Consider the following 23,575-nt stretch of genomic DNA (forward strand, 5'->3'; position numbering starts at 1 on the left):
CCGATCGTCGGTCTGTTGCATCCCCCGCTCGGCGAAGGCGTCAAATGAACCTGAACGGTTCTACGGAGACGCCCCATGACCCAGCACAGCGTGGCCCGCCTCGAACAGCTCGACGACCACACGCCTTTGCGCGTCCAGGCTGGCAGCGAGGAAGTGATCCTGATCCGTCAGCGCGACTTGGTGCATGCCTACCAGGCCCATTGTCCCCATGAAGGCGCGCCGCTGGACGAAGGTGCCCTGTGTGGTGGGTTGCTGGTGTGCCCTTGGCACAAGGCGGCGTTCGCCGTGGACGAAGGCGCGGTCTGCGAGCCGCCGGCCCTGGCCGACCTGCGGCGTTATCCCGTGCAGGTGAAAAACGGCGAGGTCCTGGTCGACGACCAGCCGCTGCCCAGGGCCAACCCTCCCCGGCACAGCGACGCCCGCTGCTTTGCGGTGATCGGCGCGGGTGCGGCCGGCAGCGCGGCGGTGGCAACCCTGCTCAGCCATGGTTTCGGCGGCCGTCTGGTGTGGATCGACCAGGAACAGCACCCCGCCTACGACCGCACGTCCTTGAGCAAATTCGTCATCGCCGGGCAGATGGCCCCCGACGAAGTCCCCGCCCTGCTCGAGCCTGACGCCCTGCGCCAGGGCTATCTGGAGCGCTGGCACGCCAAGGTGCGGGCGCTGGATGTCGCCAAGCGCCAGATCCTGCTGGCCGACGGCAAGCGCCTGGATTACGACGCGGCCCTGGTGGCCACCGGGGGCAAACCCAAACGCCCGGACCTTCCCGGCGTCCAGTTGCCTGGCATCTGCTTGTTGCGCTCCCGGGACGACGCCGCACGCCTGCTCGATGCCGCCGAACCGGGCCAGCCGGTGGTCATCGTCGGCGACGGCTTTATCGGCCTGGAGGCGGCTTCGGCCCTGCGCAAGTACGGCGCGCAGGTGCATGTGGTCAGCCGCCATGAAATCCCCCTGGCCAGGCAGCTCGGCGAACGTATCGGCCGCACCCTGCGCGAGCTGCACGAGCGCAAGGGCGTGGTGTTCCATGGGCCGACGGAGGTCGAACGCTTCGAAGGCACCGACCACGTCCAGACCGTGGTGCTGGCCAATGGCGAGCGCCTGGACACCGTGCTAGTGCTGCTGGGCGTGGGCGTCAGACCAGCCACCGGTTTCGTGCAGGGTCTGGAGCTGGCAGACGACCAGTCCTTGCCGGTGGACGCCGAGCTGCACGCCGCCGAAGGGCTCTGGGCCGCCGGCGACATCGTCACCTTCCCCTTGGCCGGCCGCCCCGTGCGCATCGAGCACTGGCGCCTGGCCGAACAGCACGGCGTGATCGCCGCGGCCAACATGCTCGGCGAGCAGCGCCGTTACGACGACGTGCCGTTCTTCTGGACCTACCAGCACGGGCGCACCTATGAAGTGCTCGGTCATGGACAGCACTGGAACCGCATCAAGTATGTGGGCGAACCGGAGAAAGGCGACTTCATTGCCCTGCAGTGCATCGACGACCAGGTCGAGGCCGTCATCGCCAAAGGCTACGCCCGCGCCATGGCGGTTCTGTCGCAACGGATGAAACGCCCCTTGACCAGCCGCGAGGCGCGGGAACTGATCGATGCCTGGCCGGGCTGAGCCTGCGCGTGCCCCCTGGCCAGCCGGATCCTTTCAATGGCAGGTGGATGTGTGTAAAACAGCCCTACACTCCTCGACACAAGGCGCCGCGCATGATCTACCGCCCCCTCGGCCACAGTGGCCTTCAGGTTTCCGCCCTCACCCTCGGCAGCATGATGTTCGGCGAACAGACCAGCACCGAGGACTCGCTGCGCATCATCGACAAGGCGTGGGACCAGGGCGTCAACTTCATCGATACCGCTGACGTCTACAACGCCGGGCGCTCCGAAGAAATCGTCGGCGAGGCCGTGGCCCGCCATCGCCAGGACTGGATCGTCGCCTCCAAGGCCGGTTTCGGCCCGGCAGAAGGCTTGCCCAACCGCAGCGGGCTGTCGCGCAAGCACCTGTTCAATGCCATCGAGGCCTCGCTCACGCGCATGGACCTGGACTACCTGGACATCTACTACCTGCACCGCGAAGACCACAAGGTGCCGCTGGATGAGACCGTGCGGGCCATGGGCGACCTGCTGCAACAAGGCAAGATCCGCTATTGGGGCGTGTCCAACTTCCGTGGCTGGCGCATCGCCGAGCTGTGCAACCTGGCCGAACGCCTGGGTGTGGCCAAGCCGGTGGTGAGCCAGCCTTTGTACAACATCGTCAATCGCCAGGCCGAGCCCGAGCAACTGACCGCCGCCGCCTACCATGGCCTGGGCGTGGTGCCGTTCAGCCCGCTGGCCCGAGGCGTGCTCAGCGGCAAATACGCGCCGGGGGCCGAGCCTGCGGCCGGCAGCCGCGCCGCGCGCCAGGACAAACGCATCATGGAAGTAGAATGGCGCCAGGAATCGCTGGCCATCGCTCAGAGAATCCACGCCTACGCCCAGGCCAAAGGGGTGGGCATCGTCGAGTTCGCCATCGCCTGGGTGCTGAACAACCAGTTGGTCAGTTCGGCGATCGTCGGGCCGCGCACCGAGGCGCAGTGGGACACCTATGCCGGTGCGCTGGAGGTGAAGATCACCGCCGAGGACGAAGCTTTCATCGATTCGCTGGTCACCCCGGGCCATGCCTCGACGCCCGGGTTCAACGATGTGGCGCATTTCGTCACCGGGCGCCTGGCTCGCCCATGAACCTTGGGAGGCTCGCGGCACCCCGATTGCAATCACTCAGCCTCGGGCGATTGCAAACTCAACGCCCTGCCTCGCTTTGGCCCAGGTACTTCTCGGTCCAGGCCGCCAGCGGCAGCGGAGGCTGCTGCTGGACGATACGCCGCCAGATCAGCGCCAAGTCCGCGCCGTTGAGCATCGAGCCCACGCCATCGCCCAACCACAGGGTCGGCGTCACCGCATTCCAGCGTCCGGCGCCATCCCGGCTGGCCATCTGGAAGCGGAAGGTGTAGTTGCCTGGGATGCCCATGCGCAGGTCGGTCACCACCAAGGCATTGCCCACCCTGTCGTAGCGCAGCCAATCATCGGTGAACCAACGCAGGCGCTCGTGCAGCGGCATGCCACGCAGCACCTGGGCGGCCTCCAGGTTCAGCGACTGGCGCTGCATTTCCGGCGGTTCCTTGTCAAAGGCGCTGCTGATGCCTTCGTAGTACTGGCCATCCGGGGTTTTGGCCAATACCCGCCAGACCAGGCTGTTGAAGGCGATGGGCACGGCGCGCACGTGGGTCACGGCAATGCCCTGCTGATCGAGGGCGAGCGCAAAACGCTGTTCGGCCGCCATGCGCCCGGCCAGCCCATAGCCCAGGTAAGCGGTGCTGAACGCCAAGGCCACGCCCAGCACGGTGACGGCCTTGCCAGTCATGCCTTTGAACGCCGCGTACAGCACAGCGCCTAGCAAGGGCAAGGTGTACACCGGGTCGATGATGAACACCGCCGCCCAACTCTTCGGAGTCAGGCTCAGGGGCCAGAACAGCTGGGTGCCGTAAACCGTGAAGGCATCGAGTATCGGGTGGGTCACCAACACCAGCCAGAACGCCAGGAACAGGCGCGTTAGGCGGTAGCCTTTGTCGGGCCAGCGCCTTCGGGCGACCGCGCTGACCAGCCAGGCCAGTACCGCCGCCAGGGCGGTGAGGACGAAGAGGGAGTGAGAGAAACCCCGATGGTAGGTCATCTGCGACACCGGGTCGGCATAGCGGATCAGCACGTCGAGGTCCGGCAAGGTGCCCAGGGCCGCGCCGTACAACAGCGAACGACGCCCCTGGATACGCCCCAGCACCGCGCCTTGGAGGGCGGCGCCGAGGACAGCTTGGGTCAGTGAGTCCAAGGTGAAAGTCCCTGATCGGTGTTTTTCAGGAACCTACCCTCATTCACCGGGCTCGCCAAGGGGCGGCTGCACAGCCTATCTCAGGCGCCGCCTGGGGCGTGCTTCGTACAGGCTTAAACAGGCTTACAGCAGTTGCCAGGTGTACACCAGAATCAAGCGGTTCTCATCGATGTCACTACGGTAGTTGGAGCGTGCCATGGCATTGCGCACGCGAATCCCCAACCCTTTGAACAGCCCGCCCTGCACCGCATAACCCAGATCGAGGTCGCGCTCGCGGTCCTTGCCCTCGAAGCCTTGGCCGGTGTCCACATTATTGCCGGTGATGTAGCGCACCGTGGCCGTCAGCCCAGGGACGCCCATCGCAGCGAAGTTGTAGTCGTAACGCACCTGGTAGGAACGCTCGTCGGTGTAGGCGAACTCGTATGTCGGCACTTCATTGCCCAGCGGCGAGATGTTGGCGAATACCCGAGGGAACGGGCTGTCGCCATAGATCCCCTGATAGCCGACATGGAAGCTGTGCCCACCCTGCCGGGCGGTGAACAACGAAAAGAACGCCTGGTTGTCGATGTTGCCCAGCAGCGCATCACCGTCCTCGCGGGCGGTGAAGTAGCCCAGGTTGGCGCTGAGCACCCAGTCGCCGAGCGGCTTGCTGTGCTTGAGGCCGATGAAGCCCTGTTCGTAGATGTCCTGCAGTTGGCCGTACCAGAGGCTGGCGCTGCTTTGGTTGTCGTTGAAGGCATAGTCGCCACCGACATAGTTGAAGGCGTCGCTTTGTGCCTGGCGCATGGGCACATGCCCGAGCATGGCGGTCATCTTGTCGTCACCGGCCTCGTTGCGCAGGTGGCTGGAGGTGAGGTGCCCGGCCTGCAGGGTCAGGCCGGCCAGTTCGCCGGAACTGAGGCTCACACCTTGGTAGGTCGGCGGCAGTAGGCGAATGTCGCTGAACGTCAGCACTGGCAGGTTGGGCTGAAGTTCGCCGAACCTCAGTTCGGTCTTGGACAGACGCGCCTTGAAGGTCGGCGCCAGGCGGCTGTATTCGTCCGCGGCGCGGCCATCGCTGTGAACCGGCAACAACCCGGTATTGACCCGGTCAGGGCTGCTGTCGAGCTTGATGCCCAACAAGCCCAGGGCGTCCAGGCCGAACCCCACCGTGCCGGGGGTGTAGCCCGACTTGAAGTCGAGGATGAAACCCTGGGCCCACTCCTGGGCCTTCGATTGCTGATTGGCCCCGACGATATCCGAATAGTCGCGGCTGAAGTAATAGTTGCGGGCGCTCAGGCTGGCCTTGGCATCCTCGAAAAAGCCGTTTTCCGCGGCCAGCAGGGGTTGGCTGAGCAAGGTGATGCCCAGGGCGACACAAGGGGTGTGGTTCATTCCGAAGCTCTCTTTGATCTTGTTTTTATGGGTAAAGCGCTGGGAACGCGTGGGTCTTGAGTGATACCTCTCCTCTTCAGCGGGCGCGGCGCAAGGCCGCTTGAACACGGGGGCGACGCAGGCGTGGCAAGGCGTGGGCGGCAAGACCGAACAACAGGCCCCAGAACGGCGCCGACAACCCGAGGAAGGACACACCGGAGGCGGTCACCAGGAAGGTGAACAACCCCGCGTCGCGTTCGGCCGGTTCGGACAGGCTCCTGGCCAGGGCCTCACTGATCGCGCCGTACAGGGCCAGGCCTGCCAGCGCGGCAATGAGCGCGGCGGGAAACGCCGCGAACAGCGACATCAAGGTAGCGCCGGCGATACCCAGCAGTAGGTACAGCACGCTGCCGGATACTGCCGCCACATAGCGCCTGCGTGGGTCCTCATGGGCTTCGCGCCCGGTGCACAGGCTCGCGGTGACCGCCGCAAGGTTCAGTCCATGGCAGCCAAAAGGCGCGAGCAACGCCCCCCCTACGGCGCTGGCGCTGATCAGGGGGCTGGCCGGCACGCTGTAACCGGCATTGCGCAGCACCGCCATGCCCGGCATGAACTGCCCGCTCAGGGCCACCAGCACCATGGGCAGCGCCAGGCTGAACAGGGCTGCAACACTGAACTGCGGTGCGATCAAGCGTGGCGAGGCCAGCTCCAGCACCAACGCATCACTGCGAAACTGCCCGCTGAGCAGCGTGACAAGCGCGCCGACCAGCAGCACCATCGCCACCGCATAGCGCGGCTGGCGCGCGCGCATCAGCACGTAGGTGGCGAACATCGCCAGCACCAACGTTGGCTGTACCGGCAACGCGCGGAACACCTCGGCACCGAAACTGAACAGAATCCCGGCCTGCATGCCAGCGGCAATGGAGCCCGGCAGGCGAGCGATGATGCGGTCGAAGGCGCCGCTGATGCCGATCACCAGCAACACCAGGTTCGCCACCAGATAGGCGCCAATGGCCTGCTCCAGACCCAGCTGCGGCAAGGCGGTGACCAGCAGCGCCGAGCCCGGGATCGACCAGGCGATCACCACCGGCACCCGATAGCGCAGGCTCAGCAACGCCCCCAGCACCGCGCTGCCCATGGACACCGCCCAGACCCACGAGGACAGCACAGCGTGGGGCAAGCCGGCTGCCTCGGCGGCATGAAAGATGATCACCAGTGGCCCGGCATAGGAAATCATCGTCGCGATCATGCCGGCGACGATGGCCGACACGGAGCAATCTTTGAACAGGTCTTTCATGGGACCTCTCGCAAGCACTGGCCGGCCTTGGTGGCTGGCACTTGTTTTGTGTTGCCTTCATCGCAGGCTGGCGCTGGCTCCGCGGTGCTTTCTTCGTGGCTAAACCCGCTCCCACCGCAACACCGTGCCTGTGGGAGCGGGTTTACCCGCGAAGAGGACACCTCGGTGTATCAGCCCTGCTGCAACGCCCGCGGCCGTCCGCTGCGCTGCTCGGCCTCGCTGTCCACGGCCTTCTGCAGTTGGAAGTCGAACGTGAGCTCGGCATACCGCCCCTCCACACCCCGTGCGCCGTCCTCGCGGAACTTGATCTCGCCAACCAGCCCATCACGGGTGGCGTAGGCGAAGTCGTCCCACAGGTACTGGTCGCCGGCCAGGTTGATCTGGGTGGTCAGGTGGCGATGACCCGGCGCAGAAATGAAGAAGTGGATGTGCGCCGGGCGCTGGCCGTGGCGGCCGAGCAAGTCCAGGCATTCCTGGGTCGGCCCCTGCGGGTCGCAGCCGTAGCCCGAAGGCACGATGCTGCGTGCGCGGTAGCGGCCCTGGGCGTCGGTGACGATGCGTCGGCGCAGGTTGTACTGCGACTGGCTCTGGTCGAAGAACGAGTAGGTACCGCGGGTGTTGGCATGCCACAGATCGACTGTGGCGCCGGCCACCGGCTGGCCGTTCGGGTCGAGCACCTGGCCTTCGAGGAACATCACCGTGGCCACGCCCTCCTCGCTACCGTCGTCCATGCGCACTTCGCCTTCAGCAATAGGCGCACCGGCGACATACAGCGGGCCTTCGATGGTGCGTGGGGTGCCACCGGTCAATCCGACCTGGGCGTCCTTGGCGTCCTGCAGCAGGTCGAGGAAATGCTCAAGACCCAGGCCTGCCACCAGCAGCCCGGCCTCGCCTCGCCCGCCCAGGCGGTTGAGGTAGTCGACGGCGAGCCAGAACTCGTCCTCGGTGATCTCCAGGTCCTCGATCAGGCGGGCGGTATCCTGCAGCACGCGCTGGATGATGCGCTTGATGCGCGGGCTGCCGTCGTCGTTACCGAAGCCGGCCGCCTCTTCGAAGAACTTCTGGATATCGGCAGTGTGGGAAATCTTCACGGTCATGGTGCGTACCTCATCTTGTTCTTGTGCAAGGGTTCGAATCAGCGGTCGTCGCTGTGGATCGACGAGGGGTGGCGGCACAAGCCGTCGACCTCGATCTCCATGTAGGGGAACAGCGGCAGTTGCATCAGGGTGTCGTGCAGGGCCTCGACGCTGGGCACGTCGAACACGCTGTAGTTGGCGTAGTGGCCGGCGATACGCCACAGGTGGCGCCAGGTGCCTTCGCGCTGCAGGCGCTGGGCCAGTTCCCGTTCATCGGCCTTGAGTTGCGCGGCCTTGGCCGGGTCCATGTCGACCGGCAGCTTCACGGTCATCTTCACGTGGAACAGCATGGGATTCTCCTTGAGTCTGGTTAAGTCGTTGTGGGCGCGGCTTTAGCCGCGAACACCGGCACAGCCGGTGCCATCCACCGCGTTGTCTGCTACGCGGCTGAAGCCGCTCCCACAGGTTGTGTGTTCCTTCAGCGGCGGGCGAAGCGCGCCAGACGGGCTTCGTCCAGGGTCAGGCCCAGGCCCGGAGTGCGCGGCACGTGCAACTGGAAGTCGCGGTACTCCGGCGCCTGGGTGACGATCTCCTCGGTCAGCAGCAACGGCCCGAACAGCTCGGTGCCCCAGGTGATCTGGCGCAGAGTGAGGAACGCGTGGGCCGAGGCCAGGGTGCCGATCGAGCCTTCGAGCATGGTTCCGCCGTACAGGGCGATGCCGGCGGCTTCGGCGATCTGCGCGGTACGCAGCACGGCACGTGGGCCACCGTTCTTGGCGATCTTCAGGGCGAAAATGCTGGCGGCCCCGTCGGCGGCCAGGCTGAACGCATCCTCGACGCTCTCGATCGATTCATCGGCCATGATCGGCGCCGGGCTGCGCTGGTTCAGGCGGACCTGGCCGGCGCGGTTGATGCGCGAGATCGGCTGCTCGATCAGATCGATGCCGTTGTCGCCCAGCACCTGGCAGGCGCGGATGGCCTGGGACTCGTCCCAGTACTGGTTGACGTCGACCCGCACGCTGGCCCGCTCGCCCAGCGCACGCTTGATCGCCACCACGTGCTTGAGGTCCTGCTCCACCGGGTTGGCGCCGATCTTGAGCTTGAACACCCGGTGGCGACGCACCTCGAGCATGTGCTCGGCCTCGGCGATGTCGCGTGCGGTGTCGCCGCTGGCCAGGGTCCAGGCCACTTCCAGGCTGTCGCGCACCCGCCCGCCGAGCAATTCGCTGACCGGCAGCCCCAGGCGTTTTCCCTGGGCGTCGAGCAGCGCGCTCTCGATACCGGATTTGGCAAAGGTGTTGCCCTTGGCGAGCTTGTCGAGCTTGAGCATGGCGGCGTTGATGTTGTCTGCCGGCAGGCCGATCAACGCCGGTGCCAGGTGCGCGTCGATGTTGGCCTTGATGCCTTCGGGGCTTTCGTAGCCGTAGGCCAGCCCGCCGATGGTGGTGGCCTCGCCGATGCCCTCCACGCCGTCGCTGCAGCGCAGGCGCAGGATCACCAGGGTCTGCTGCTGCATCGTGTGCATCGCCAGCTTGTGCGGGCGGATGGTCGGCAGGTCGACGATGATCGCCTCCAGCCGGTCGATAGTCGGGCTTGTCATGCAAGGCCTCCAGTTGCGTCAGTGAACGGTCAGGCCTGGGCAGGCGCGGCCAGGCCGTGGCGCCGGCTGCTGGCCAGGTGCACGGCCATGGCCAGCGCGGCAATGGCACCAGGGATGGCAAAAGCGATGAAGTTCAATTGCAGCGGCAGGTTGATGCCCATCAGCGCACCGCCCAGCAGCGGGCCGACAATGGCGCCGTTACGGCCGATGCCCGACGCCCAGCCCAGCCCCGTGGAGCGCACCGACAGGCCATACAACTGGGCGGCGCCGGCATACAGCAGGATCTGCGTGCCGATGGTGGTGGCACCGGCGATGAAGATCAGCCCGTAGAGCACCGGCATCGGGCTGTTCACGCCCAGCAGGCTGATGGACAAGGCCGCAGCCAGGAAGAACGCCACCTTCACCTTGACCAGGTTGTAACGGTCCCCCAGCCAACCACCGAAGATCGCCCCGGCCATGCCACCAAAGTTCAGCGCCAGCAGGAACGACAGGCTCGAGCCCAGGCTGTAGCCGGCATTGGCCATCAGCTTCGGCAGCCAGGAGCTCAGCGCATACACCATCAGCAGACAGCAAAAGAACGCCAGCCACAGCGCCAGGGTGCGCACCGCCAGGCCCTCGCGGAACAACGCCGCCACCGAAGCGCCCTTGGCCTTGCGCTCCACGACCTGCAGCACGTCGTCCGCCTGCACGTCGCAGTCAGGATCCAGACGCTTGAGCAGCGCACGTGCGTCCTTCACGCGGCCCTGGCGTACCAGAAAGCCGATGGACTCCGGCAGGTAGTAGAGGATCACCGGCAACAGCAGCAGCGGCAGCGCCGCGGCAAAGAACATCGACTCCCAGCCAAAGCGCGGCAGCAAGTAGATGCCGACGCCTGCCGAGAGCATGCCGCCCAGGGAGTACCCGCTGAACATGATCGCCACCAGGGTGCTGCGCAGGCGCTTGGGCGCGTATTCGTTCATCAGCGCCACGGCGTTGGGCATCAGCCCGCCGCAACCGAGCCCAGCGATAAAGCGGTAAATACCGAATTCGCCAGGGCTGCTGGCAAAGCCATTGAGGATGGTCGCCCCGGAAAACAGCGCAAAGCACAGGGCAATGCCCTTCTTGCGGCCGATGCGGTCGGCCAGGCTGCCGAACGCCAGGGCGCCGAACATCATGCCGAACAGCGCATAGCTGCCCAGGGCACCGGCCTGCAACGGGGTCAGGCCCCACTCTTTCATGATGACTGGCAGGACCACACCGTAGATGAACAGGTCATAGCCGTCGAAGATCAGCAGCAGGCCGCACCAGGCCATGACCATCCAGTGAAAGGGCGTGAAGCGTGCGTTGTCGATGATCGCTTGGACGTCGAGGGTTCGCATGGCATCTATCTCTGTTGTTTTTGTTGTGTGAAGAAAACCTTGCCGCAGCCGATCTCAGCCGAGATCGCCACCACCGACCGGCAACGTGACGCCGGTGATGTAGGAGGCCTCGTCGGAGGCCAGGAACAGGATCGCGCCGACCTGCTCGTCGATGGTTCCGTAGCGCTTCATCAGGCTGCTGGCGACGGTCTGGTCGACGATCTGCTGGTACCAGGCCTTTTCCTGCTCACTCTGCTCAGTGCTGTTGCGCGGGATGCGCCGCGGTGGCGCCTCGGTGCCGCCCGGTGCGGTGGCATTGACGCGTACTCCACGGCCAGCGGTTTCGAAAGCCAGGCAGGCGGTCAGCGCATTGACGCCGCCTTTGGCCGCGCCATAGGGCACGCGGTTGACGCCACGGGTAGCGATGGAAGAGACGTTGACGATGGCGCCGCTGCCGCGCTCGAGCATGTATGGCAGCGCCGCATGGCAGCACCACAGGGTCGGGAACAGCGAGCGACGCACTTCGGCCTCGATCTGCTCGACCGCGTAGTGCTCGAACGGCTTGGCCCAGATGGTCCCGCCGACGTTGTTGATCAGGATGTCGAGACGGCCGAAGGTCGCCACGGCCTGGGCCATCACCTGGGCACAGTCGGCGTGCTGCTCCAGGTCGGCGATGAGGGTCAGCACGCCCTCCCCGGCCAGCTCGTGGACCAGCTCGGAGCGGTCCACCGCAACCACCTGGGCGCCCTCGGCCTTGAGCCGCCAGCACACGCCGCGGCCGATGCCTTGGGCGGCGCCTGTGACCAGCGCGACCTTGCCTTGGAATCTGTTGTTCATCTGCATTTCTCCGATGCGCCGCTGCCAGAGCGTTCGCGGGCGAAATAAAAAGGGGCCGCCCTCACCCGCACGATGCGGGCAGCCCCGTGAAACCTCAGGCCGCCGCCGCAGCAAACTTCTCGTAGTAGAAGTTCGCCGGCGTGATGCCTTGCTCGCGGATGTAGTGGCTGACCGCCTCGACCATCGGTGGCGGCCCGCACAGGTACACGTCCACGTCGCCGTCATTGAGGTGGCGTGGCTCGATGTGCTGGGTCACGTAACCCTTTTGCGGGTACTGACTGTCGGGGTTGGCCACACAGGCGCTGAAGGTGAAGTTGGGAATCCGCGCGGCCAGGGCCTGCAGGCGGTCCAGCTCGACCAGGTCAAAGTCGTTGGTGACCCCGTAGATCAGGTGCAGCGGGTACTCGCTGCCCTGCTCGGCGATCTTCTCCAGCATCGCCGTGAACGGTGCCAGGCCGGTGCCACCGGCCAGCAACAACAGGGGCCGCTGGATCGGGCGCAGGTAAAAGCTGCCCAGAGGGCCGGCCAGGGTCATCTGGTCGCCCGCCTTGGCCAGGCTGGTCAGGAAACTGCTCATCAGGCCACCCGGCACATTGCGGATCAGGAAGCTGACCTCGCCGTCCTTTTGCAGCGAACTGAACGAGTAGGCGCGGGTCTGTTCGCTGCCCGGCACCTTGAGGTTGACGTACTGCCCCGGCAGGAACGCCAGACGGTTCAACGCCTCGCCCTTGATCGACAAGGCAATGGTGCTTTCGGACAACTGCCGCACATCGCTGATGGTGGCCTCGAAGCTGGCCTGCTCGGTCTTGCACAACTGCGAGGACGCCGGAACGCGGATCACGCATTCGCTCAACGCACGCATCTGGCAGGTCAGGACGTAACCTTGGGCTATCTCGTCCTCGTTCAGGGCGTCTTCGATGAAATTGTCGCCCAAGTCATAGCGCCCGGCCTCGGCCTGGCACTTGCAGGTGCCACAGGCACCGTCGCGGCAGTCCAGCGGGATGTTGATGCCTTGGCGGTAGGCGGCATCGGCGACGGTCTCGTGGCCGTCGGCCTGGATGAAACGGGTGACCCCGTCTTCGAAATTCAGTGCGATCTGGAAGCTCATGGCGTACCTCCGGGGCGAGCCTGGCCGCGGCGCGCCTTGCGGCACCCCGAACGGCCCTCGCCGTGACCTGGGATCAGATGTGGTAGATGTCGATGACCTGACGGACGTAGTCGTTCTTCAGGACCACCTTCTTGGCCAGGATCAGCGGTTGCTCGCCGCGCAGATCGAGGGTGTAGAAGCTGGTGCCGAAGTAGCTGTCGGTGGTCTTGTAGCGAAAGCTCAAGGTGTGCCAGTTGAAGCGCACCTGGCATTGGCCATCGCCCTGCTCGACGATCTCGATGTTGCTGATGTTGTGCGAGGTGCGAGTGTCGGGCACCGTCGCGCTGGAGCGCTCGGTCTTGATCCGGAACACCCGGTCCTCCAGACCGCCACGGTTGCCGTACCAGATCAGCGAGATTTCACTCTGCGGGTCTTCGGTGAGCGTGTCGTCATCGTCCCAGGACGGCATCCAGAAGGTCGCATCGGCGGCGTACAGCTCCAGCCATTGGTCCCACTGGGCATCGTCCAGGTAGCGCGCCTCGCGGTAGAGGAAATCGCGCACGGTCTCGTAAATGCTCATTGCACGGCCTCCACGGGGATCAGTCGCTGTTCCTGCTCCAATGCCTTGAGCATGGTGTCCTGCCAATACTTGTGCTGCAGCACGAACAGGCCTTCATCCTCGGTGCGCACGCCCGAGAGCAGCGGCTTGAGTTCGATCTCCTTGGCCGCCTCGTCGGCGCCTTCCACCCAATGGGTCGCGCCCCGGGACATGTCGTTCCAGCCGGTGCCGGCGCCGTAGCCGGTCTGACAGGAGCGGAACTCTTCCAGGTCGTCCGGGGTGGCCATGCCACTGACGTTGAAGAAGTCCTCGTACTGGCGAATGCGCTTGGCCCGCGCCTCGGCGCTTTCGCCCTTGGGCGCGATGCAGTAGATCGTGATCTCGGTCTTGTTCACCGAAATCGGCCGGGCGACGCGAATCTGCGAGCTGAACTGATCCATCAGGTAAACGTTGGGGTACAGGCACAGGTTGCGCGAGTTCTCGATCATCCAGTCGGCGCGGGCCTGGCCGAAATCGGCGGCCAGCTGCTCGCGGCGCTCGTAGGCCGGACGGTCTTCAGGGTTGGCCCAGCGGGTCCACAGCAACAGGTGGCCATGGTCGAAGGAATAGAAGCCCCCACCCTGCTTGGCCCAGGCGCCGGCGCTCATGGTCTTGATCTCTTCCCCGGCCTCGCGCTGCTTGCGCTGGTTCTGGGTGGCGGCGTAGTTCCAGTGCACGGAGCTGACGTGGTAGCCGTCGGCACCGTTCTCGGCGGTGAGCTTCCAGTTACCTTCATAGATGTAGGAGCTTGAGCCGCGCAGCACTTCCAGGCCTTCGGGGGACTGGTCGACGATCATGTCGATGATCTTGGCCGACTCACCCAGGTGCTCGCTCAACGGTTTGACATCCGCGTTGAGGCTGCCGAACAGAAAGCCTCGGTAGGACTCGAAGCGGGCGACCTTGGTCAGGTCGTGGGAGCCGTCGCAGTTGAAACTGTCGGGGTAGCCGGCGTTGGCCGGGTCTTTGACCTTGAGCAGCTTGCCGCTGTTGTTGAAGGTCCAACCGTGGAACGGACAGGTGTAGCTTGAGCGGTTGCCGCGCTTGTGGCGGCAGAGCATGGCGCCGCGGTGGCTGCAGGCATTGAGGAAGGCATTGAGCTCACCGTCCTTGTTGCGCGCGATGAAGATCGGCTGGCGCCCCATGGTCAGGGTGAGGAAGTCGTTCTTCTCGGGAATCTGGCTTTCGTGAGCCAGGTAGATCCAGTTGCCCTCGAAGATGTGTTTCATCTCCAGGTCGAACAGGCGCGGGTCGGTGAACATCTCCCGCTTGCAGCGGTAGACACCTTTTTCCCGATCGTCCTCGAGCATGGCATTGACGTAGTCGAATCCCAGGGACATGGCCAGGGTCTCCATTGTTATTGTTCAGGCCAGGTCAGGTTAGGGATTGGGCGGCGGGGGCAATATCCGGTTCGTGCAGAGTGCTATCCAGTTTGTGCAGGCAGATCGGCGTGGTGTGTGCGGGGCTTGCGCAATCGCGGGCAAGCCCGCGAGCACAGGTCAATTGCGGCGCTTGAGGGTCTCCGATGGCAGCTCGCCAAAGCGCTGGCGATAGTGCTCGGAGAACCGACCGAGGTGCAGGAAGCCATAGTCCATCGCCAGTTCGGTGACATTGCGGACCGAACAGCTGGCGTCGCGCAGGCAGGCATGCACCTGCTCGAGCTTGCGCTGGCGGATGTACTGCTTGGGCGTGGTGCCCAGGTGGCGGTCGAACAACGCATACAACGAGCGCAGGCTCATGCAGGCCTGCTCGGCCAGCCCTTCGGCGGTGAGCTCAAGCTTGAGGTTGCGGTCGATGTGCTCAAGGATGCGCTCCAGGCTCGCACCCGCCGCGCCCAAGGGTTCGCGCTGGACATTGGTGCTCATCAGCGTCAGCAGCTTGCTGGCGACGATCTGGCTGTAATGGCCCTGTACCCTGGGCAGCGAATCGCTCACCTCGGCTTCATGGCACACCATAGACAGCAGGTTGACGAAACCATCGAGCTCTTCCAGCCGGTAGTGGTTGCGCAAGAATCGCACTCCGCCGCTGGGCCGCTGCCAGCGTTGCTCGTCGCAGATCGAGTCGAGCAGATGGGTGGGCACCTTGAGGATGAACTTCTCGCAGTCCTCCGAGTAGGTCAGGTCCACCGGCTCGTCCGGGTTGATCAGCAGCAGTTCGCCCGGCACCAGGTAATGCTCACGCTGGTGCCCACGCCACAGACAATTGCCGTTGAGCAGGATCTGCAGGTGATAGATGGTCTCCAGCGCCGGCGATGTGACCCTCACGCTGCCGCCGTAGCTGATGCGGCACAGGTCGAGTTCCGCCATCTTGCGGTGGCTGAGGCTGGATTGGGGATGGGTGGTACGGGACAGGCCGATGCAATGCTGGCCCACGTGCCGGTTGACGTAGTCGGACACGACATAGGGGTCGGCGCGATGAAATACGCTGCTGCGCTCGCTCAACAGGCGGCTTTCCATAGGCAAGGCACTCGGCTTCGTTATTGTTCTGTTCGCCGCCTCCTACGGGCACTGGGGCCAGTGGTTGCGGTCATTCACGGTCAGTCTATCGAGCCGGTGGAGGGAACATGTGGGCAGGCGACCACCGGCGTGGTGCTCGCCACACACTAAGCAAAAAGCCGGACCCTGGGCAATGCGACTTAAGCAAACGACGTGCGGATAACGAACGCCCCACAAGCGAGACGTGTTCGGTGATCGGACAACACGCCCCCCCTATTTGCAGGTCAACCCACCAATAGGCTGGTGCTAACACCTCAAGGCAGTTGCTCCGGCAGGGTTGCCGAGCCCTTGTCGACTTCATGACGCCGGCTATTGCACCGGCAGGAAATTCAGCAACAGCAGGCTTTGCGCATAGTTCAGACCGATCCGCCGGTAGCGTTCGTCGAGCATCTGGGCCAACAGGTCCAACCGCGCGACGATCTTGCCGAACTCCACGGCGAAGCTCAGGTTGGTGCCCTCTTCGGAGATTTCGTTGGAAAACAGCAGCAACACGCCATTGGCGTCCTGGCGCTGGCTCAGCATCCAGGTGGCCTTCTCGATGTTGCGGGCAGCGTTGTTGATGAACAGCGGGTCGATGGTGTCGGTCATGTAGAACTCGGTGCGCCCGCCGTGAGCGGTGATCAGCATGCTGCCGATGGCATAGATGAAGGCACCGACCCGGTCGCCGCGAAATTCCGGGCTCAAGGCATAACTCAAGGCCGCCAGGTCGCGCCGATTGCCAAGCTGCGCCAGGGGTTGGCGCTGCTCGATCGCCAGGCGGATCTGGCGCTCGGCGGTGGCGGCGTCGAGGTAGCCTGACTGCTTCCACTGGTTGGGATTGCGCTGGTAGAGCTTGTTCATCAGCAGGTACAGGCTCTGCAGATTGTCGCGCATGGCGATCGTCGCCATGCGGTCGACGCTGGTCTGGAACAGCTCGCTGGGCTTGCCGTCACCGAGCTGGGTCAGGACATCGCGCCCCTGCTCCTGGGTGCAGGCGCACAGAGCGGTCAAGGCACCTGCCAGAAGCAGGTGAGAGAAGGGTTTGGGCAGTGAAACAACCATCGGCACCGGGGTCTGGGATCAACGGCTGGGTCGGGCATCGGCTCAGCCTAGCCATCGATAGAGCGTGCAAATGGAGAAAAGTGCGGTGGGTAAGCGAAACGCTTGTGGTGCAGGGACGCTTCACAGGCCAAACACCCGACTCAAGCACAGCGCTGTACTGTGGCAGCAACTGTCTTGTGTTACTTGCAATGGCCTATTCGCGGGCAAACCCGCTCCCACAGGGACAACGGTGTCGTTGAAAGCACCGCAGAACCCCGTGGTGGGTTTACCCACGAAGCGATCACATGGCGTGACGCAGCATCTCGATGACCTGGGCATGCAGCGCAGGATCGCCACAAGCCACCACGCAGCCGCCGTTCTGCGCCGAGCTGCCGTCCCAGGCAGTGATCACACCGCCTGCGCCTTCGATGATCGGCATCAGCGCCTGCACGTCATACGGCTGCAGGCTGGCTTCGACGATGACATCGACAAAGCCCGACGCCAGCATGCAGTAGGCGTAGCAGTCACCGCCATAACGCATCAGCCGCGCCTTTGCGGCAACCGCCTCGAAGGCCGCCTTGCGCGCGGGCGTGTCGAACATGTCCGGGGTGGTGCACATCAAGGTCGCCGATGCCAGGTCGACGCAGGCGCGGGTCTTGAGCGGCGTGCCGCTGCGCCAGGCGCCCTCGGGCGTGCCGACGAAGCGCTCGCCGGTAAACGGCTGGTTCATCACACCCACTACCGGACGCTCGCCGTCGTTCAGGGCGATCAGCGTGCCCCACAGCGGCAGGCCGGTGATGAACGCGCGGGTGCCGTCGATCGGGTCCAGCACCCAGGTCAGTGGGCTGCTGCCCTTGGCCACGCCTTGCTCTTCACCGAGGATGCCATGGGCCGGATAACGCGCCTGGATCAGCTCACGCATGGCCTCTTCGGCAGCCTTGTCGGCTACGGTCACCGGGTCGTACAGTCGCCCGCCCTTGTCCTCGACGTCCAGGCTTGCACGGAAATACGGCTTGATCGCCTCAGCGGCGGCATCGGCCAACTGCTCGGCGAAGGCGCGGAATTCGCCAATCTGTTCAACGCTCAGGGACATGGATCAGGCCTCGATGTAGGAGAAAAGGCTCGCATCATACCCCAGTCGCCGGGCACTGGAGGCATCGACACAGGGCCTACCAGCCACCAGGGTCTAGACTGAGAGAGGAACTTGGGCGCCGCTTGGCGCGTAAACCGGCACGGGCGGTTTGGGGGCCGTCACACGTGGAGGTATGAGATGAGCCAGTTCAAGCGATTGTTCGTGATGCTCGGCCCGCAGATGCGCCATACACCTGCCCTGCAAAGGGCCGCGGCGCTGGCTGAATCCAGCGGCGCCCTGCTGGATATCAACGTGTTCGTTGACGATGTCGACACCTTTGGCTTGATGAGCGACAGCCGCGAGCGTGAGCGACTGCTCGAGCACAACCGCCAGTGGCTGGCCGACGAAGTCGAACAACTGCGCAACGCCGGACTGGATGTGTCCACCGAGCTGCTGCTGACCCGCGACCCGCTGGGCAGTGTGCTGGAACAAGTGGAGCGCCTGGGATGCGATCTATTGATCAAGGACGTGCAGCACGAACCGGTGCTCAAGCGCCTGCTGGTGACGCCGCTGGACTGGCAGTTGCTCAAGGACAGCCCTGTTGCCGTGCACCTGGTCAGCGACATCCGCCTGCCCCTGCCCCGGCAGATCGCCGCCGCGGTAGATCTGAACTGCCATGGCGCAGGCGAACATCTGGATGAACAGGTCATCCGCTGCGCCCATGCCCTCGCCCTGCAGTGCAACGCCGAACTGCACCTGTTGCATGTGTGCGACGCGGCCAAGACCCACATCGCCGACTTCGGCGCCGGCACCGTGACCATGCCAGGCTTTGACGGCAGCGTGCGCACGGCTCAGCGCGCCGCTTTCAACCGTCTGGGCGATCACCATCAGATCGATCTTGAGCGTCGGCACTTTCTGGAGGGGCCGGCCACGCGCGCGATTGCCCAGTTCGTCAGCCATAGCCGAATCGACGTGATCGTCATGGGCAGCCATCGTCACGATGCGATGCAGACCTTCCTCGGCGGCACCACCGCCCATGTGGTGGAGCATCCGTTGTGCAATGTGCTGGCGATCAAGGCGGTGCGCTGACATGCAGAGACGTTACAGGCGTGCAAAAGCCGTTGTCTTGCGTTGCCTGTGCTGCCCTATTCGCGGGTAAACCCGCTCCCACAGGATTGGCGATGATCCCCTGTAGGCGCCGGTTTACCCGCGAATACCGGCGCAGCCGGTTCCAGACAACGCGTAGCGCTCCTACAGCCGCGCTACCCCTCAATGGGTATCAGAAGCCCTTGCTGTAGTACAGCGAGTAGGACTCGATGCCGTCGTTCGGCTGCTTCAGACCGGCGTTGGAATAGTGCATTGCACGCACACCGATCTTCTGTTCGGCCGGCAACTTCAGGCCAAAGCCGATGCGGTCTTCGAAGTTGACCGAAGAGCCCAGGCGCTGATCGCCCACATCGGTCTTGGAGAATGCCGCAAGGCCAATACCGGCTTCGATGAAGGGGGTGTAGGTAAAGCCGCTGAACTCATAGACGAACACCGGGCTGAACGACAGCGAATGTGCGCCGCTGGCCTCGCCGCCTTCCCAATAGGTGTAGGCAGCATCCCAGTAACCGGTCAGGTGGCCGGTATTACTTTCGAACCACTTCTTGTCCCATTCGAAGGAAAGGCCAATACGGTAGGTCATGTCGCCTTGGCCGGTAGCACCAACGGCGCCGGACACTTGTGCGGCCTGGGCCATGTTGGCGCCGGCCAAAGCCAGGACGGCGGCAGCCAGCGAAGCGGCGAGACGGGTTGTCATCTATGAATCTCCTGATGGTCTTCACGGACAAGCCGGCGCAATGCCTGCCGGCTTGATTCCAGATTGGGGGGCTTATGCCCCTCCTTCTTAGTGTCCTGAACCAGGTGCATCCAACCAAGTTACAAGACGTAATACTTTTTCGATTATCGGCCAACCAAACAAAAAGTTGAAAGGCTATTTGCCGCTTGTTGATAAAACACTCTGTTGCATATTTGTAAACAATTGACCATGCCGCACGGGCTCCAATATCACAGCACCAAACGGTCGTTAAGTAATACCTTAAACATGCTGACTAACTGCCCTCTTGCAGATGCCGCCTGCAGCCGCGCTCAGTCATACACCGACTCCTCGTGCTCACCCAACAAGCGCCGCTGCCTGGGCGTCGCCTCTTCCAGCACTTCAGGGTTGAAGTGCCAGGCCAGGTAAGGTGAGAACTTCTGCGCAACCATGCGCCGGCCGTAGTGCACTTGCAGCATGTCGCGCTTTGCGGCGCTGTGGTTGGCACCGCCGCCGTGCCACAGGTCACTGCGAAACACCAGCGCGTCACCGGCGTGACACAGCACTGCCCTGGCCCCCTGCCCCTGCCAGCTGTCCTCGCCCTCCTGGGGCGGGCGGCCGGCGAAATGGCTGCCCGGCACGATCCGGGTCGGACCAACGGACTCGTCGATATCGCACAGGTACAACTGGGCGGTGAGGATCTGGACGGGCTGGCAGTAATCCTCCCGGGCGCGGATCCAGTCCGGCAACTCCATGGGCAGGTAGTCCAGGTGCAGCCCCATGCCGGGGTAGCCGGGATGACTGCGCCAAGCGGTCTGGCCGATCACATGGCAATCCTGCCCCAGGACGGCCTCGGCCAAATCGATCAAGGGCGGAAGATCCAGAAACGACAACCACAGCGGATTGCGGTTGAACACACATTTGTAGTGTTCCAACAGGCCTTGGTAGTCCCAATGAAGCGGCTGCAAGTCATCGATGGCGCAGCGCAGCAACGCAATGCGCAATGGCTCCAGGACGCCCGGGATCAGCACGTAGCCGTATTCATCCAGCGATTTCAACTGAGTTTCCAGGTTCATGGCCATGCTCCGGCAGGCGCTCTGCTGAAATATCAGAAGGACGCGGAATCAGGATCGTTCAAAAAATATAGGCCCGATCGGTACCTCCTGCAGGAAGCCACGATCAGGCCTGTGGTCTGAATCCGACAGGAGTACAAATGTACTCCAGGGTATTCAGGGATGCTTTACCGCCAATGCAAACTCACATTGGCGGCGGATTTGCCGCTCACGGTGACCTGCTGCTGCACGGTCTGGCCGTCGGCATTGCCGGTGACCCGGTACTGCCCGGGCGGCAATTGCACGAACAACAGCGGGCCGACATCCTGCAACGCCAGGACCTGCTGGCCTTGGGCGTTCTGAATATCCACCGTTGCGCCGCTCTGGAACTTGTCCTCCGGGCCGACAGACAAGGTGACATGCAGGTCATAGCCGGGGGTGCGACGCAAGGCATTGGCTTCATCCTGACCGATTCCGCCTTGCAGGTAGCGCACGCCGTTCTGCTCTTGCGGTTGCAGTTGCACGGCTTGCGGATCGATCGGCGCATTCAGGTCGGCAGCGGCCGCAAGGGTCCAAGGCAAGGCCAGAGCCACCAACAAGGCGGCGCATAGCCCGTAATGATGTTTGCGCATGGTGCATTCCTCCCTTCGAGGGATGGTCTACACAATGTTCGACGCCACCTGGCCAGGGGTGTTCGAGGCAAGGACGGCCGTCGGTCAGGCCGCGCGCCGCTCTTCCAGCAGCTTGACGAACATGCTCAGGCTGCGCGAGACCGTTCCTCGGCGCCACACCAGCCAGGTCTTGAGGTAGCGAAAGTCCTCGGACAACGGCCAGACGCTCACCGTGCTGCACCCCGGCATGCTGTCGAGCATGCTGCGCGGCATCAGGGCTAGGCCGGCGCCGGCGCTTACGCAGGCCAGCATGCCGTGATAGGACTCCATCTCATGGATCTTGCCTGGCACCGCCTGGTCCTGGACGAACCAGTTCTCGAAGTGATGCCGATAGGAGCAATTGGCCCGGAAGGCATAGATGCTCTCGCCGTTCACATCCCGGGCCCGGCCCACCGGGGCATGGTTGAGCGGCGCGATGATGACCATTTCCTCCTCGAACACCGGCATGCCTTCCAAGGTCGGATGCAGCACCGGGCCATCGACGAACGCCGCCACCAGGCGCCCGGACAGCACACCTTCGAGCATGGTGCCCGACGGGCCGGTGGACAGGTCCAGGTCAACCTTGGGAAAGCGTTGGTTATAGGCCGCCAGCAGCCCTGGAATGCGCACCGCCGCGGTGCTCTCCAGCGACCCGAGGGCAAAGGTGCCCTGAGGGTCCTCGCCAGCCACGGTCAGGCGCGCCTCGTGTACCAGGTCGAGAATGCGTCGCGTGTATTCGAGAAAGTTCCAGCCCGCCGGCGACAGCCGGAGCCGGCTTTTCTCCCGGATGAACAGCTCCACGCCCAGGTCTTCCTCCAACTGCTTGATGCGCGTGGTCAGGTTCGAGGGGACGCGATGGATCTGCTGCGCCGCAGCGCTGATGCTGCCGTGCTCGGCCACGGCCTTGAAGATTTCCAGTTGCACCAGGTCCACGGTCTTTCTCCATTCGTGAATGTTTCGCTCATTATTATTCAGTTTTCATTAAAACCACACACCACTAGTCTGGGCGCCAGTCGGATACAACAACGAGGAGCCCGCCATGAGCGAGATCAGCAGCCTGACCCATGCCATTTCCGTCGACCCGCACAGCGGTGAGCGGATCGGCCATTACGCCTTCGACACCGACGCCGCACTGGAAGCGGCGCTGCAACGCGCCAAGAAAGGCTTTGGCCAGTGGCGCCAGGTGTCGCTGGGTCAGCGCAGCGAGTACCTGCTCGCCCTGGCAGATGCCCTGCAAGCCAATCACGAAGCCTTCGCCCAGATGATCACCCGCGAGATCGGTAAGCCGATCACCCAAGCCCGCGGCGAAGTCACCAAGTGCATCGGCCTGTGCCAGTGGTACGCCGAGCACGGTCCGGCCATGCTTGCGCCAGAACCGACCCAAATCGAGAAAGCCCGCATCGAATACCGTCCGATGGGGTCGATCCTGGCGGTGATGCCTTGGAACTTCCCGATCTGGCAGGTCCTGCGTGGCGCGGTGCCTGCGTTGCTGGCTGGCAACACCTATGTCCTCAAGCACGCACCGAACGTGATGGGCAACGCCTACCTGCTGCTCGACGCTTTCAAGCAGGCCGGGCTGCCCGAGGGCGTGTTCGAAGTGGTCAACGTCACGCCCGAAGGCGTCACCCGGGCCATCAATGACCCGCGCATCGCCGCCGTCACCCTCACCGGCAGCGTGCGTGCCGGCATGGCCATCGGCGCCCAGGCGGGCGCGGCGCTGAAAAAATGCGTGCTGGAACTGGGCGGATCGGACCCGTTCATCGTCCTGGCCGACGCCGACCTGGATGCGGCGGTCAAAGCTGCCGTGATCGGCCGTTACCAGAACACCGGCCAGGTCTGCGCAGCGGCCAAGCGCATGATCGTCGAGCAAAGCATCGTCGAGGCGTTCACCCGCAAGTTCGTCGAGGCTACCCGCCAGCTGAAGATCGGCAACCCGCTGGAGGACGACACCTACATCGGCCCCATGGCCCGCTTCGACCTGCGCGACGAACTCGACGGCCAAGTCCAGGCGACCCTGGCCGAAGGCGCCACGTTGCTGCTCGGCGGCAACAAGGTCGAAGGCGTGGGCAACTACTACGCACCCACCGTGTTTGGCGACGTCACCCCCGAGATGACCGCCTTCAAGCAGGAGCTGTTCGGCCCAGTCGCGGCGATCATCACCGCCCGGGATGCCGAGCATGCGGTAGAACTGGCCAACGACAGCGAGTTCGGCCTGGCCTCGACCCTCTACACCGCCGACCTCGCCCTGGCCGAGCGCATGACGGCCGCCCTGGATACCGGCGGCGTGTTCATCAACGGTTACTGCGCCTCCGACCCCCGCGTGGCCTTTGGCGGTGTGAAGAAGAGCGGTTTCGGCCGTGAGCTGTCGCACTTCGGCGTGCGCGAGTTCTGCAACGTGCAGACTGTGTGGCTGGATCGCAACTGATCCCTCCGCGCCAAAGCCACCAGCGCATT

Annotated in this window: 22 protein-coding genes; 4 read left to right on the forward strand and 18 right to left on the reverse strand. The window is 64.2% G+C overall.

All coding sequences use genetic code 11. The features are described from left to right. The first annotated feature begins 75 nt into the window (after window positions 1–75). Both ABOA88_RS01895 and ABOA88_RS01900 read left to right on the forward strand, forming a co-directional pair. Window positions 76–1,608 carry an FAD-dependent oxidoreductase gene (locus tag ABOA88_RS01895; RefSeq protein ID WP_367850884.1) on the forward strand — a complete coding sequence of 511 codons (1,533 nt, stop codon included), beginning with the start codon at window positions 76–78 and terminating at the stop codon, window positions 1,606–1,608. Between the two features lie 92 nt (window positions 1,609–1,700). Continuing rightward, entirely contained in the window at window positions 1,701–2,711 is a 1,011-nt protein-coding gene (locus ABOA88_RS01900) for an aldo/keto reductase (protein ID WP_367850885.1), read from the forward strand. Window positions 2,712–2,769: 58 nt separating this feature from the next. Here ABOA88_RS01900 and ABOA88_RS01905 read toward each other — a convergent pair whose 3' ends face one another. The 14 genes from ABOA88_RS01905 to hisN all read right to left on the reverse strand — a co-directional run bounded on the left by ABOA88_RS01905 (window position 2,770) and on the right by hisN (window position 17,642). Beyond that, window positions 2,770–3,852, reverse strand: a complete 1,083-nt coding sequence (locus ABOA88_RS01905) for a metal-dependent hydrolase (RefSeq protein ID WP_367850886.1) — start codon at window positions 3,850–3,852, stop codon at window positions 2,770–2,772. Between the two features lie 123 nt (window positions 3,853–3,975). Then, window positions 3,976–5,226 (reverse strand): OprD family porin, encoded by a 1,251-nt coding sequence (locus ABOA88_RS01910; protein WP_367850887.1) that lies wholly within the window; start codon window positions 5,224–5,226, stop codon window positions 3,976–3,978. A gap of 76 nt (window positions 5,227–5,302) precedes the next feature. Then, the gene (locus ABOA88_RS01915; protein WP_367850888.1) at window positions 5,303–6,502 is read right to left on the reverse strand and encodes a benzoate/H(+) symporter BenE family transporter; all 1,200 of its coding nucleotides are present in this window, start codon (window positions 6,500–6,502) and stop codon (window positions 5,303–5,305) included. A gap of 170 nt (window positions 6,503–6,672) precedes the next feature. Then, window positions 6,673–7,599 carry a catechol 1,2-dioxygenase gene (catA, locus tag ABOA88_RS01920; protein WP_367850889.1) on the reverse strand — a complete coding sequence of 309 codons (927 nt, stop codon included), beginning with the start codon at window positions 7,597–7,599 and terminating at the stop codon, window positions 6,673–6,675. 38 nt (window positions 7,600–7,637) lie between these two features. Continuing rightward, window positions 7,638–7,928, reverse strand: a complete 291-nt coding sequence (gene catC, locus ABOA88_RS01925) for a muconolactone Delta-isomerase (protein WP_196168449.1) — start codon at window positions 7,926–7,928, stop codon at window positions 7,638–7,640. 128 nt (window positions 7,929–8,056) lie between these two features. Continuing rightward, on the reverse strand, window positions 8,057–9,178 hold the full coding sequence (locus ABOA88_RS01930) for a muconate cycloisomerase family protein (protein ID WP_367850890.1): 1,122 nt from the start codon (window positions 9,176–9,178) through the stop codon (window positions 8,057–8,059). Between the two features lie 29 nt (window positions 9,179–9,207). Next, entirely contained in the window at window positions 9,208–10,536 is a 1,329-nt protein-coding gene (locus tag ABOA88_RS01935; protein WP_367850891.1) for an MFS transporter, read from the reverse strand. A 54-nt stretch (window positions 10,537–10,590) separates the two neighbouring features. Then, entirely contained in the window at window positions 10,591–11,352 is a 762-nt protein-coding gene (locus tag ABOA88_RS01940; protein ID WP_070573767.1) for a 1,6-dihydroxycyclohexa-2,4-diene-1-carboxylate dehydrogenase, read from the reverse strand. A gap of 94 nt (window positions 11,353–11,446) precedes the next feature. Beyond that, window positions 11,447–12,460, reverse strand: a complete 1,014-nt coding sequence (gene benC / locus ABOA88_RS01945) for a benzoate 1,2-dioxygenase electron transfer component BenC (protein ID WP_196168452.1) — start codon at window positions 12,458–12,460, stop codon at window positions 11,447–11,449. A gap of 73 nt (window positions 12,461–12,533) precedes the next feature. Beyond that, entirely contained in the window at window positions 12,534–13,019 is a 486-nt protein-coding gene (gene benB, locus ABOA88_RS01950) for a benzoate 1,2-dioxygenase small subunit (protein WP_043210788.1), read from the reverse strand. Next, window positions 13,016–14,374, reverse strand: coding sequence for a benzoate 1,2-dioxygenase large subunit (gene benA, locus ABOA88_RS01955; RefSeq protein ID WP_043210865.1), 1,359 nt, complete (start codon window positions 14,372–14,374; stop codon window positions 13,016–13,018). The genes benB and benA overlap by 4 nt, the downstream gene beginning before the upstream one ends. 159 nt (window positions 14,375–14,533) lie before the next feature. Continuing rightward, window positions 14,534–15,490 (reverse strand): helix-turn-helix transcriptional regulator, encoded by a 957-nt coding sequence (locus tag ABOA88_RS01960; RefSeq protein WP_196168454.1) that lies wholly within the window; start codon window positions 15,488–15,490, stop codon window positions 14,534–14,536. A 348-nt stretch (window positions 15,491–15,838) separates the two neighbouring features. Further along, window positions 15,839–16,570 (reverse strand): hypothetical protein, encoded by a 732-nt coding sequence (locus tag ABOA88_RS01965; protein WP_196168455.1) that lies wholly within the window; start codon window positions 16,568–16,570, stop codon window positions 15,839–15,841. Between the two features lie 280 nt (window positions 16,571–16,850). Then, window positions 16,851–17,642 carry a histidinol-phosphatase gene (gene hisN, locus ABOA88_RS01970; protein ID WP_196168456.1) on the reverse strand — a complete coding sequence of 264 codons (792 nt, stop codon included), beginning with the start codon at window positions 17,640–17,642 and terminating at the stop codon, window positions 16,851–16,853. Window positions 17,643–17,819: 177 nt separating this feature from the next. On the opposite strand from hisN, the gene ABOA88_RS01975 reads away from it, so the two are divergent. Continuing rightward, a complete protein-coding gene (locus ABOA88_RS01975; RefSeq protein ID WP_196168457.1) occupies window positions 17,820–18,710 on the forward strand; it encodes a universal stress protein in 891 nt (296 codons plus the stop codon). A 190-nt stretch (window positions 18,711–18,900) separates the two neighbouring features. Here the strand turns inward: ABOA88_RS01975 and ABOA88_RS01980 are convergent, their stop codons facing one another. The 4 genes from ABOA88_RS01980 to ptrR all read right to left on the reverse strand — a co-directional run bounded on the left by ABOA88_RS01980 (window position 18,901) and on the right by ptrR (window position 22,054). Continuing rightward, entirely contained in the window at window positions 18,901–19,422 is a 522-nt protein-coding gene (locus ABOA88_RS01980; protein ID WP_196168458.1) for an acyloxyacyl hydrolase, read from the reverse strand. Between the two features lie 329 nt (window positions 19,423–19,751). Further along, a complete protein-coding gene (locus tag ABOA88_RS01985; RefSeq protein ID WP_367850892.1) occupies window positions 19,752–20,495 on the reverse strand; it encodes a phytanoyl-CoA dioxygenase family protein in 744 nt (247 codons plus the stop codon). Window positions 20,496–20,659: 164 nt separating this feature from the next. Then, the gene (locus ABOA88_RS01990) at window positions 20,660–21,103 is read right to left on the reverse strand and encodes a carboxypeptidase regulatory-like domain-containing protein (protein ID WP_196168460.1); all 444 of its coding nucleotides are present in this window, start codon (window positions 21,101–21,103) and stop codon (window positions 20,660–20,662) included. A gap of 84 nt (window positions 21,104–21,187) precedes the next feature. Beyond that, complete coding sequence (gene ptrR / locus ABOA88_RS01995; RefSeq protein WP_043210773.1) at window positions 21,188–22,054, reverse strand: putrescine utilization regulator PtrR; 867 nt, start codon at window positions 22,052–22,054, stop codon at window positions 21,188–21,190. 106 nt (window positions 22,055–22,160) lie between these two features. On the opposite strand from ptrR, the gene ABOA88_RS02000 reads away from it, so the two are divergent. Next, a complete protein-coding gene (locus ABOA88_RS02000; protein WP_367850893.1) occupies window positions 22,161–23,546 on the forward strand; it encodes an aldehyde dehydrogenase family protein in 1,386 nt (461 codons plus the stop codon). The last annotated feature ends 29 nt before the right edge of the window (window positions 23,547–23,575 follow it).

The organism is Pseudomonas sp. PKS (genome assembly GCF_051913525.1).
Lineage (GTDB): Bacteria > Pseudomonadota > Gammaproteobacteria > Pseudomonadales > Pseudomonadaceae > Aquipseudomonas > Aquipseudomonas guariconensis_D.

Coding starts and splice junctions, on each gene's coding strand:
- ABOA88_RS01895 (WP_367850884.1), top strand. CDS start 76: ATGACCCAGCACAGCGTGGCCCGCCTCGAACAGCTCGACGACCACACG.
- ABOA88_RS01900 (WP_367850885.1), top strand. CDS start 1,701: ATGATCTACCGCCCCCTCGGCCACAGTGGCCTTCAGGTTTCCGCCCTC.
- ABOA88_RS01910 (WP_367850887.1), bottom strand. CDS start 5,226: ATGAACCACACCCCTTGTGTCGCCCTGGGCATCACCTTGCTCAGCCAA.
- ABOA88_RS01915 (WP_367850888.1), bottom strand. CDS start 6,502: ATGAAAGACCTGTTCAAAGATTGCTCCGTGTCGGCCATCGTCGCCGGC.
- catA (WP_367850889.1), bottom strand. CDS start 7,599: ATGACCGTGAAGATTTCCCACACTGCCGATATCCAGAAGTTCTTCGAA.
- catC (WP_196168449.1), bottom strand. CDS start 7,928: ATGCTGTTCCACGTGAAGATGACCGTGAAGCTGCCGGTCGACATGGAC.
- ABOA88_RS01930 (WP_367850890.1), bottom strand. CDS start 9,178: ATGACAAGCCCGACTATCGACCGGCTGGAGGCGATCATCGTCGACCTG.
- ABOA88_RS01935 (WP_367850891.1), bottom strand. CDS start 10,536: ATGCGAACCCTCGACGTCCAAGCGATCATCGACAACGCACGCTTCACG.
- ABOA88_RS01940 (WP_070573767.1), bottom strand. CDS start 11,352: ATGAACAACAGATTCCAAGGCAAGGTCGCGCTGGTCACAGGCGCCGCC.
- benC (WP_196168452.1), bottom strand. CDS start 12,460: ATGAGCTTCCAGATCGCACTGAATTTCGAAGACGGGGTCACCCGTTTC.
- benB (WP_043210788.1), bottom strand. CDS start 13,019: ATGAGCATTTACGAGACCGTGCGCGATTTCCTCTACCGCGAGGCGCGC.
- benA (WP_043210865.1), bottom strand. CDS start 14,374: ATGTCCCTGGGATTCGACTACGTCAATGCCATGCTCGAGGACGATCGG.
- ABOA88_RS01960 (WP_196168454.1), bottom strand. CDS start 15,490: ATGGAAAGCCGCCTGTTGAGCGAGCGCAGCAGCGTATTTCATCGCGCC.
- ABOA88_RS01965 (WP_196168455.1), bottom strand. CDS start 16,570: ATGGTTGTTTCACTGCCCAAACCCTTCTCTCACCTGCTTCTGGCAGGT.
- hisN (WP_196168456.1), bottom strand. CDS start 17,642: ATGTCCCTGAGCGTTGAACAGATTGGCGAATTCCGCGCCTTCGCCGAG.
- ABOA88_RS01975 (WP_196168457.1), top strand. CDS start 17,820: ATGAGCCAGTTCAAGCGATTGTTCGTGATGCTCGGCCCGCAGATGCGC.
- ABOA88_RS01980 (WP_196168458.1), bottom strand. CDS start 19,422: ATGACAACCCGTCTCGCCGCTTCGCTGGCTGCCGCCGTCCTGGCTTTG.
- ABOA88_RS01985 (WP_367850892.1), bottom strand. CDS start 20,495: ATGAACCTGGAAACTCAGTTGAAATCGCTGGATGAATACGGCTACGTG.
- ABOA88_RS01990 (WP_196168460.1), bottom strand. CDS start 21,103: ATGCGCAAACATCATTACGGGCTATGCGCCGCCTTGTTGGTGGCTCTG.
- ABOA88_RS02000 (WP_367850893.1), top strand. CDS start 22,161: ATGAGCGAGATCAGCAGCCTGACCCATGCCATTTCCGTCGACCCGCAC.